The 6,670-nt window shown below is 53.9% G+C and carries 5 protein-coding genes; all 5 read right to left on the reverse strand.

What is annotated here, in order from left to right; genetic code table 11:
- Positions 1-196: 196 nt before the first annotated feature.
- A complete protein-coding gene (locus PHV74_14215; GenBank protein MDD5095511.1) occupies positions 197-391 on the reverse strand; it encodes a YwbE family protein in 195 nt (64 codons plus the stop codon).
- A 62-nt stretch (positions 392-453) separates the two neighbouring features.
- Positions 454-996, reverse strand: a complete 543-nt coding sequence (locus PHV74_14220; protein MDD5095512.1) for an arginine decarboxylase, pyruvoyl-dependent — start codon at positions 994-996, stop codon at positions 454-456.
- A 93-nt stretch (positions 997-1,089) separates the two neighbouring features.
- Positions 1,090-1,965, reverse strand: coding sequence for an agmatinase (speB, locus tag PHV74_14225; protein ID MDD5095513.1), 876 nt, complete (start codon positions 1,963-1,965; stop codon positions 1,090-1,092).
- A gap of 136 nt (positions 1,966-2,101) precedes the next feature.
- Positions 2,102-5,791: an NAD(P)-binding protein gene (locus PHV74_14230; GenBank protein MDD5095514.1), complete on the reverse strand. Its 3,690-nt coding sequence runs from the start codon at positions 5,789-5,791 to the stop codon at positions 2,102-2,104.
- Positions 5,792-5,801: 10 nt separating this feature from the next.
- A partial coding sequence (locus PHV74_14235; GenBank protein ID MDD5095515.1) for an NADH-ubiquinone oxidoreductase-F iron-sulfur binding region domain-containing protein occupies positions 5,802-6,670 on the reverse strand: 869 nt, incomplete at its 5' end.

Below are 6,670 nucleotides of genomic sequence, written 5' to 3' on the forward strand. Positions count from 1 at the left end.
GTTTTTGGTACTACATCGGGTTTTTCAAAACACTCAGCTTCGCATGATGACCCCTCTCGGATTTATCCAATCTAAGAAAACTCGAGCGAAACTGTTTTGAAGCTTAAACTGCGGAAGTTGGGCTAGAGGTTGAACTCCCGGATTAAAAAAGGCCCCCTCCTTGAGAAGGAGGGGGCCTTTTTCCTTGCAGGTTCCCCTAACCGATAATCTCTTTCACCCGCCCCACTTGACCGCTTTCCAGGCGGACCTTTATGCCATGGGGGTGAGCCGGAGAACTGGTCAGAATATCCCTGACAATCCCCTGGGTCAGTTTCCCAGATCGCTGGTCTTGCTTCAATACAATGGAGACCTGCGAGCCCGGTTTGATATCAATGCGATTTACGCTTTTCATACCATTGGTTTCACCCCTCGCCATTACTCAAGCAAGGGTTCCTTCTTTGTTGTGGCAAGGGCCTATCTGACAAAAACCGCCGCGGCAACTACAGTGGTCCACAAGCCGTTCTTATTCCCCTCCGCCGATTGACAAACGTGGCTGGTCCTGAAAAAAGTACCGCTGGCGCGATAGACTTCCTTGCGCTCGTCCCACGCCTGATCCGGGTCAAAGGGTATCCCCAGCGTTGAAGCCAGCATGGTGGCCGCGAGGTCTTCGGCATAATCCCCCGAAATCTCCGCCGTTTGGCCAAAGGTATGGTGCTCCGAAAGATAACCGTACTGTTTCTTGTTTTTGGGCATAGCCACACCGATAGCGGCAGATATGAGCCGATTGGGTTCGTCAGTTTCGTTGCGAGCCATCACACAATAGATGATCTGTCCGGATTTCAGCTCCTGGATGCCTTCATTCCTGGGAACTATCTTGCACAAGGGCGGCAGAATGCTGGATACGTATACCAGATTAAACCGCTCGATGCCAGCATTGCGCAAAGCAAGCTCAAATGAAGAGAGCCTGTTCTTGTCTACGCCCACACCTTTGGTCAAAAACATCACCTCGGGTACCATCGATCCTCCCTGGAATAAGTTACAATAGGGTGCCAATCACACCCCTGCCCCCCACTCGTGGGGGAAAAAGGACAAATCGGGGGACACCCCCGATTAAGTCTCCCTGAGCGCTAACATCGTATAGCAGAGCTGAGCCGCGCCATATTCAGTCAAAACATCAAACGGGCGCGGTGCCACCTCGACTACGTCAGCGCCGATGACGTTCTTCCGCTTGAAAAGCTCCCGGAGCAAGTCTATGGTATAATACCACTCCAAACCACCCTGAACCGGGGTTCCCGTGGCGGGCATATACGCCGGATCAATACCATCCACATCTACGGTCAGGTAAACCAGATCCGTGGTTATCGAATCAACAACAACGGCCGGAGCCGGAATTGCTCCCTTTCCCCACTCAAATACCGCCAGCCCGTTCTTGAGAGCAAAATCCATCTCTTCCCTGGCGTATGCCCGGACGCCAACATGAAGGCAATTGAAACCCATCTCATGGGCTCTCCTCATAACCGTGCAGTGGGCATACATCCCATGCGGAGCATCGCTATAATCGGAATCGTCAGGCCGCAAATCAAGGTGCGCATCAATTTGACAGACAGTGATTCCCCGCGGATCACGATGCGCAGCCAATGCCTGAAATGCGCCTGTCGAGACGGAGTGCTCACCCCCGAGCATCAAGACGAACACGCCACGATCGATATGCTTCTCATACTCCTGCTTTACACGAGCCACCATGGAAGATGGCGAACATCGATTTAGGTTTTTCAGCTCGCACAAGACAACTTTACGCTCCGGAGACGGCATCGCCCCCGTAAATCGATCATACGTCTCCATTTGATATTTGAGACTCGAAACGATGGCGGCCGGGCCGTTGACGGCACCCTTGCGAAATGAAGCAGTGCGATCATAAGGAGCGCACAACAGCACAACATTGGCTTCGGATGGATCGCTGCAATTGATTTTCAACCCGGTCGGCATTGATCTCCTCCAGGTGTCGGGGCTACGCCTGAACCTAGAAGACTTATGAGATGACTATATTATACAAGGTTGCTTGAGGATTTGAAGGAGGTAGGGGCGAAGCATTTGGCACAGCCAAATGCTTCGCCCCTGCAATTCATAACGAAACGCCGGCCTCTTCAGTCACACCAGGGTCATCACAATCAAAACAGCAGAACCGCGCCAAGCCATCTTCATGCCCGAACCTGCCATTTTCCAGAAACGGCCATTGCCCACCGGATACTCCTGATTTGAAGATGGGAGCGAGGCCAGTGATTTCGGAAGTGATCTCCGAGACTGAGCCATAGCTCATCGGGAAACCCATGGCTTTCGCCAGGAGCGAGATGATCTCCCAGTTCTCCTTGCCGCCGATCAGCGGCATAGCGCGATTCAGACGCTGGATGCGCCGTTCACAATTGGTAAACGTGCCTTCGCTTTCCGCAAACGTGGCTCCGGGAAGAATAACATCGGGATAAGGTCCTTTTTGAGGAAACACGGTATCCACCAGCACCGAGAAGAGGGGAACCTCAAACACGGCGTTGCCGATCTCAGTCAGAACGTCTCTCCGCAACACGAGGACTCCTTGAATATCACCCCTTTCCACCCCCTGGACGATGTCCATGGCATCCTTCCCTGTTTCCTGAGGAAGAGCACTGTTCCATGCCGCTTCAAATGTCCCTCTGATCGCTGCATCGCCAATGGGCTGCTGGCCAGGAAGATAATCGGGATGAACTCCCATATCAATCAACCCCTGAGCATTACCGGTACTGCGCATGGCGATGATCCCAGCGCCTTCTCTTCCCACATTCCCTGTAATCAACGCCAGGTTGTTGATAAGAACAAGCTCTTCAGGCGTAATCGTGTCCGCATTGACGATAATCACCGGTCTTCTGGCTCGGATATAGAGATGCAAGGCCTCGATGAGCCTGGAAGGCTTCACCCAGAAGGTGTCCGCCACCTTCTCAAGGGGGTATTTTCTCATCTCTTCGGCAAAGTCCTCAAAACCACTGGTTCGAGATTGAACGAACTCGTGATCGACCAGGTCACGGGTGACAAGATAGGTCAGCATCGCTCTGAGCAATATCAGCGTGGTTCTGGGATTGATCTTCAAGCTGACCTCGGCCAGGGAATCCAGCCGCGTGGGTCGCGGATTGATCATCACCAGCTTGCTCCCATTGGCCACCGCTTCCCTGACTTTCAAGCCGATAACGGGGTACTCTTCGGTGACATTGCAGCCAAAGATAAGGACAAGATCGCTGTCCACAATATCGCTGTAGGAGCAAGTGGAGGCATTTCTCCCAAAGCTCTTCATCAAGCTGTTGTTCATCGCCAGAGGGTTGGGAGAGGCAAGGTTATTGGTTTTGAAGGCTGTTCTGGCCAGTCTCTGAACCAGATAGCTCTCCTCATTGGTCAGCCGGGAAGATGCGATAACTGCCAGTTTGTCGCCCCCGCTCCGCTCCCGAATCTCTTTGAATCCTTTTGCCGCTAGGGCGATTGCCTCGTCCCAGCTGGCCTCAACCATTTTCCCATCTCGCTTGATTAGAGGCGTTTTGAGTCGATTCAGATCGTTGATCACGTAGGCATTGAAAGTCCCTTTCTTGCAAAGGTTCCCATTGTTTACCACGCTGCCAACGGGAGAGGTGATCTTCACGACCTTGTCTCCAACGACATCGAGTTCGATATTGCAGCCGACGCCACAATACGGACACGTGGTCGATACCGCTTTCAGCTTCCAGGGGCCTGATTTGGGCAAGCGGACAACCGGGGCCATCGCTCCGGTGGGACAGGTGGAGATGCACTGTCCGCAGGACTCGCATAACGTTTCAGCAAGGGGCATGCCCAAAGCTGGCTCAATTGCGGTGCCGAATCCGCGGCGAGTGAAACCCAGGGCTGCGACCCCCTGAACTTCATGGCAAATTCGAACGCAGCGCCCGCACAAAATGCACTTGTTCAAATCTCTGGAAACATAAGGATGTTTGCGCTTTTCTGCAGGCATATGCCGCTTGCGCCCCTCATAGTGATGATCATTCACCCGGTACTCAGTAGCCATCTGGCGTAATTTACACTCAAACACATCGTGACAGCCGCAGGCCAGACAACGCTCGGTCTCAGCTTTGGCCATTTCTTCGGTAAGCCCAAGCTCAACTTCACTGAAACTCCCTCTCCGCTCACTCAGAGGCAGACTGGGCATCTGAACTCTCGGGATACGCACCACATCCGCAAACTCGCTGACGTCGATATCAGCCAGTTCCCCTTTGGTGCAGTTATAGGGTTTCTCCACAGGTCGGATGGGTTGACCGATCAGATATTGGTTGATGGAAACCGCCGCTTTTCTCCCGGCAGCGATTGCCTCCACAACGGTAGCCGGTCCGGAAACACAGTCGCCGCCAGCCATCACACCTGGCAGGGAGGTTTGCATCGTGTTTTGATCGACTTTGATATACCCCCAGCGGTCAAGTGTCAATTGACTATTCTGCGGAATCCCGGAGGCATCCAGGTTCTGACCGATGGCCACAATGACCGTGTCGACTGCCATGGCAAACTCCGAGCCGGTGATGGGCTCCGGCCTTCGCCTGCCCGATTTATCCGGCTCTCCCAGAGCCATGCGGATACACTCCATGGAGTCCACTTTTCCAGTTTGTCCTGTAAGCTTGACCGGTGCTGCCAGGAAATTAATTTTCACACCTTCCTGCTCAGCCTGTTCGATCTCCTCATGATTGGCGGGCATCTCGTCTCTCGATCTTCGGTAGACAATGGTCACCTCGGTGGCACCCAACCTCAAGGCGGTTCGAGCAGCATCGATTGCCGTATTCCCTCCGCCGATCACCGCCACCCTCTGTCCAAGGTTCAGCTTCTTCCCCAGCACGACATCTCTCAGGAATCCGATCCCGGAGAGTACGCCCGGCAGATTCTCCCCCTCAACCTTCATGCTCTGGCTTGCCCATGCGCCCAGCGCAACAAAGATCGACTCATACCCATCTTTTTTCAGGCTGTCAACGGTGAAATCCCGGCCCAGCGAGACATTACACTGAACTTGATGACACAACCCGGTGATTATGGCAATCTCTTTATCCAGATCCGCCTTGAGCAAACGGTATTCCGGAATGCCATATCTCAACATCCCGCCCAGCTGGGGACTGGCATCAAAAATATCTACCGCATGTCCTTCAAGGGCAGTATAATAGGCAGCGGCCAATCCCGCCGGTCCTCCGCCCACAATGGCTACTTTATGTCCAGTAGACGATTTCGGCCTGGGAATATAGGCGCCATTTTCAATATCATAATCCGCCACGAACCGCTTCAGGGCATTGATAGACACCGGCTCATCGATCGCGTTCCTGCGGCACTTGGCCTCGCAAAACCGCGGACATACCCTCCCGCAGATGATCGGCAACGGGTTGGACGCCTTGATCAGTTTCAGGGCTTCTTTGTACTGGCCGATGGCAATCAGCCCGATATAGCCCTGAATATCTATCCCGGCCGGACAGGCCAGCTTGCAAGGGGCCACACAGTCGCCATAGTGATCCGAGAGCAGCAATTCCAGAGCCGTCTGGCGCAGCTTGAACAGCTTATCGCTGTTGGTCTTGACCACCATCCCCGGTTGCACCGGAGTGGTACAGGCAGGCATCGGACCCCGACCACCCTCAACTTCCACCACACAAAGACGACACGCTGCAGTAGGTTTTAACCGGGGATCATCGCATAGAGTTGGAATCTCAACGCCGCCTTGCTGAGCAGCCGCCAGAATGGTCGTTCCTGTTTCTACTTCAACTCTCTTTCCATTTAAGGTCAGTGAGACTTTTGACATGTTCCTCTCCTTAGTCGACAGAGATAGCACCCAGACGGCACACGCTCATGCACAGCCCACAGCGAATGCATTTCCCTTTGTCGATGCTATGAGGTTTCTTTTTCTCTCCGGAGATGGCCCCGACCGGGCAATATTTCACACAAAGGCCACAACCGCGACATTTAGCCGGGATCGTCTCATAGGTAATCAAAGCCTGGCACTTCTTCGCCGGGCATTTCTTATCATGGATATGCGCCTCATATTCGCTCCGGAAATACTTGATCGTGGTCAATACCGGATTCGGCGCAGTCTGTCCCAGCCCACATAGTGAGCCCTCTTTCACACTCGCGGCCAACTCCTCGAGGAACTCGATGTCCCCGGCTTTGCCCTCGCCATTGCTGATCCGCTCCAGAACTTCCTGCATCCGCAGCGTCCCGATGCGGCAGAAGGTGCACTTGCCGCAGGATTCATCCTGAGTGAACTTGAGGAAGAATTTAGCCACGTCCACCACGCAGGCACTCTCGTCCATGACAATCAACCCGCCCGACCCCAGGATGGCTCCGGTTTTGGACACCGACTCATAATCCACGGGAAGATCGATAAAACTGGCGGGAAGGCATCCTCCCGATGGGCCTCCGATCTGGACCGCCTTCAAAGGCTTGCCGCCGGGTATGCCGCCTCCTATATCCATAATGATCTCCCGAAGGGTCGTGCCCATGGGAACTTCGATCAGGCCACTGTTGGCGATCTTGCCCGTCAGAGCAAATACGGCCGTGCCTTTGCTCTTCTCCGTGCCGATGGAAGCATACCACTCGGCGCCTTTGTTGATAATCACCGGGACACTGGCCAGACTTTTCACGTTGTTGATATTGGTGGGTTTTCCCCACAAGCCTCTCTCGG

This window comes from Dehalococcoidia bacterium (assembly GCA_028711995.1).
Taxonomy (GTDB): Bacteria; Chloroflexota; Dehalococcoidia; order SZUA-161; family SpSt-899; genus JAQTRE01.

What these genes read in the sequence shown, in the direction of transcription:
- PHV74_14230 (MDD5095514.1), bottom strand. Translation starts at nt 5,791, where the DNA reads ATGTCAAAAGTCTCACTGACCTTAAATGGAAAGAGAGTTGAAGTAGAA.
- speB (MDD5095513.1), bottom strand. Translation starts at nt 1,965, where the DNA reads ATGCCGACCGGGTTGAAAATCAATTGCAGCGATCCATCCGAAGCCAAT.
- PHV74_14215 (MDD5095511.1), bottom strand. Translation starts at nt 391, where the DNA reads ATGAAAAGCGTAAATCGCATTGATATCAAACCGGGCTCGCAGGTCTCC.
- PHV74_14220 (MDD5095512.1), bottom strand. Translation starts at nt 996, where the DNA reads ATGGTACCCGAGGTGATGTTTTTGACCAAAGGTGTGGGCGTAGACAAG.